We start from the raw sequence: 2,457 nt of genomic DNA, 5'->3' as shown, positions 1-2,457 counted from the left end.
GCGCTGTCCTCGCAGGCCAATGTCTCCGGGTACAAGGCTGTGCTGTTGGCGGCGTCGGAATCGACGCGGTTCTTCCCGATGCTGACCACTGCGGCGGGCACGGTGAAGCCCGCGACCGTGCTGGTGCTCGGTGTGGGTGTCGCGGGTCTGCAGGCGCTGGCGACGGCGAAGCGTCTTGGTGGGCGGACCACCGGCTACGACGTGCGCCCGGAGGTCGCTGATCAGGTGCGTTCAGTGGGTGCGCAGTGGCTGGATCTGGGGATCGATGCCGCGGGTGAGGGTGGTTATGCCCGTGAGCTCACCGACGAGGAGAAGGCGACCCAGCAGCAGGCGTTGGAGGATGCGATCAAGGGCTTCGACGTGGTGATCACCACCGCGCTCGTGCCCGGGCGTCCCGCGCCCCGCTTGGTCACCGCGGCGGCGGTGGAGGGTATGAAGCCGGGCAGTGTGATTGTGGATCTGGCTGGTGAGACCGGCGGCAACTGCGAGTTGACCGAACCGGGTGAGGTCGTGGTCAAGCATGAGGTGACGATCGCTTCGCCGTTGAACCTGCCCGCGACGATGCCCGAGCATGCCTCGGAGTTGTACTCGAAAAATATTGCGGCGCTGTTGGAGCTGATGTTGGTCGATGGGAAGCTCTCGCCCGACTTCAACGACCAGGTGCTCGCGGACTCCTGTGTTACTCGTGAGGTGGAAGCCTGATGTACACCGAACTGCTAGCGAATATCGCGATCCTGGTGTTGTCCGGGTTCGTTGGGTTCGCGGTCATCTCCAAGGTGCCTAATACGCTGCATACGCCACTCATGTCGGGTACCAACGCTATTCACGGCATCGTGGTTTTGGGTGCGCTGGTCACTCTCGGCAATGTCGAGGATCCCTCGATCCTGACCCAGATCATTCTGTTCGTCGCGGTCGTGTTCGGAACCCTGAACGTCATCGGTGGTTTCGTGGTGACCGACCGGATGCTGGGGATGTTCAAGGGTAAGAAGGCCGCATCGGTGAAGGCTGCCACCGCGGAGCGGGCAGAGGGAGCAGCGTGATGCATACCTTCGACAATGTGACCTATCTGGTCAACGGGCTCTACATCATCGCCTTCGGTATGTTCATCTACGGTCTGATGGGGTTGACCGGGCCGAAGACCGCGGTGCGTGGCAACCTGATCGCCGCGGCGGGCATGGTGATCGCCGTGGTGGCGACCCTGGTCTCTATCCGCCACACTTCCAACTGGATCCTGATCGTGGCCGGGCTCGTGGTGGGTGTGGTGCTGGGTGTGCCGCCCGCGAAGTACACGAAGATGACCGCGATGCCGCAGTTGGTGGCCGCGTTCAATGGTGTCGGTGGTGGCACGGTCGCGTTGATCGCGTGGTCGGAATTCATCAACTCGCAGGGTTTTTCGCACTTCGACGAGGAACCGACGATCCATATTGTGATCGGGTCTTTGTTCGCGGCGATCATCGGTTCGGTGTCGTTCTGGGGCTCGCTGATCGCGTTCGGCAAACTGCAGGAAATCCTGCCCGGGCGCCCGATCGGGGTCGGCAAGCTCCAGCAGCCGCTGAACCTGCTGTTGCTGCTCGGCGCGATCGCCGCCGCCGTGGTGATCGGTATCGGCGCCACGGGTGACGGTGTGCCGCAGTATTGGATGATCGCGGTACTGGTACTCGCCGGTGTGCTCGGGTTGATGGTGGTGCTGCCGATCGGTGGCGCGGATATGCCGGTGGTTATCTCGCTGTTGAACGCGTTGACCGGTTTGTCGGCGGCCGCGGCGGGTTTGGCGCTGAACAACACCGCGATGATCGTGGCGGGCATGATCGTCGGCGCGTCCGGCACGATCCTGACCAATTTGATGGCCAAGGCGATGAACCGTTCGATCCCCGCGATCGTCGCGGGTGGATTCGGTGGCGGCGGCACCGCACCGGGTGGGTCCGGTGGTGAGCAGAAGCAGGCCAAGGCCACCAGCGCCGCGGATGCCGCGATCCAGATGGCCTATGCCAACCAGGTGATCGTGGTGCCCGGCTACGGTATGGCCGTGGCCCAGGCTCAGCACGCGGTCAAGGAAATGGCGTCGTTGTTGGAGGCCAAGGGTGTGGAGGTCAAATACGCCATCCACCCGGTCGCGGGTCGTATGCCCGGGCATATGAACGTGCTGCTGGCCGAGGCCGAGGTGTCCTATGACGCGCTCAAGGAAATGGACGACATCAACGGTGAATTCTCGCGCACCGATGTGGCTTTGGTGATCGGCGCCAACGACGTCACCAACCCCGCCGCCCGTGAGGACGCCTCATCCCCGATCTACGGCATGCCGGTGCTCAACGTCGACCAGGCCAAGAGCGTGATCGTGTTGAAGCGGTCCATGAACAGTGGTTTCGCCGGTATCGACAACCCCCTGTTCTACGCCGACCACACCTCGATGCTCTTCGGCGACGCGAAGAAATCCGTCGGTGCGGTCACCGAGGAACT

Annotated in this window: 3 protein-coding genes; all 3 read left to right on the top strand. The window is 63.1% G+C overall.

Annotation, left to right across the window (positions count from 1 at the left end; translation table 11 throughout):
- On the top strand, positions 1 to 702 hold a 702-nt coding region (locus NP3_RS45890; RefSeq protein ID WP_084509713.1), incomplete at its 5' end, for an NAD(P) transhydrogenase subunit alpha.
- Positions 702 to 1,040, top strand: a complete 339-nt coding sequence (locus tag NP3_RS45885) for an NAD(P) transhydrogenase subunit alpha part 2 (protein ID WP_063047958.1) — start codon at positions 702 to 704, stop codon at positions 1,038 to 1,040. The genes NP3_RS45890 and NP3_RS45885, both read left to right, overlap by 1 nt.
- A partial coding sequence (locus tag NP3_RS45880; protein WP_218025086.1) for an NAD(P)(+) transhydrogenase (Re/Si-specific) subunit beta occupies positions 1,040 to 2,457 on the top strand: 1,418 nt, incomplete at its 3' end. The genes NP3_RS45885 and NP3_RS45880, both read left to right, overlap by 1 nt.

The sequence above is a fragment of the Nocardia pseudovaccinii NBRC 100343 genome (genome assembly GCF_001613225.1).
Taxonomy (GTDB): Bacteria; Actinomycetota; Actinomycetes; order Mycobacteriales; family Mycobacteriaceae; genus Nocardia; species Nocardia pseudovaccinii.
The sequence above is the reverse complement of the archived record's forward strand: the minus strand, read 5'-3'. Positions and strand labels throughout refer to the sequence as shown.

Excerpts from the sequence above, each read along its gene's own strand:
- NP3_RS45885 (WP_063047958.1), top strand. The coding sequence starts at position 702 with ATGTACACCGAACTGCTAGCGAATATCGCGATCCTGGTGTTGTCCGGG.